We start from the raw sequence: 827 nt of genomic DNA on the forward strand, positions 1-827 counted from the left end.
TGACCTTACCCCTGTTTGACGTATCCCATAGCCGAGGGAATTCAGGCGGCTCGCTGGGCAGCGAGCCAGTTCTTCTCGAACGTCATAGGGCTGACGTAATCGAGCGTCGAGTGTAGCCGATGGGCATTGTAGAAACCCAGCCAATCAACGATTTCGTCCATCACCGCGCGCCGTGTGGCGAAGTGCCGACCATGCAGGCGACCGACTGTCAGCGAACCCCACAAGCTTTCGGTCGGCGCGTTGTCCCAGCAATCGCCACGGCGGCTCATCGACGAACGCATGCCATATGCTTTCAGCGTGTCCTGAAACAGCCCGCTGCAATACTGGCTGCCCCGGTCGCTGTGCATGATCAGGCCCGGCGGCGGACGCCGTCTGAACCATGCCATGCGCAGCGCGTCAGTGACCAGCTCGGCCTTCATGTGAGGCTGCATCGACCAGCCCACCACCTGCCTGCTGAACAGGTCGATGATGACCGCCAGATAAACCCAGCCTTCTGCAGTCGCGCAGTACGTGATGTCGCTCGTCCAGACCTGATTCGGCGCACTCGTCGTGAAGTTACGCTTCAGCAAGTTCGGCGCGACCGGCAGGTTATGGTTCGAATTCGTCGTCGCGATGAACTTGCGCTTGTGCCGAGCACGAATGCCGTGCCGCGCCATCAGATTGCGAACCCGCTCCTTACCCACGCGCACACCACGTGCAACCAGTTCTTTCGTCATGCGCGGCCAGCCGTACTCACCCTTGACCTGCGCATGGATCGCGCGGATGTTGGCCAGCAAGGCATCGTCGCTGATTCGTACCGGGCTGTGCCTCTCCCGGCCCGCTGCAGC

1 protein-coding gene is annotated in these 827 nt (G+C 61.4%); it reads right to left on the minus strand.

What is annotated here, in order from left to right; translation table 11 throughout:
• Window positions 1-41: 41 nt before the first annotated feature.
• The coding region (locus tag AB4Y43_RS40445; protein ID WP_368662067.1) for an IS3 family transposase at window positions 42-827 on the minus strand (786 nt) is incomplete at its 5' end.

Source organism: Paraburkholderia sp. BR10872 (genome assembly GCF_040965835.1).
Classification (GTDB): domain Bacteria; phylum Pseudomonadota; class Gammaproteobacteria; order Burkholderiales; family Burkholderiaceae; genus Paraburkholderia; species Paraburkholderia nodosa_A.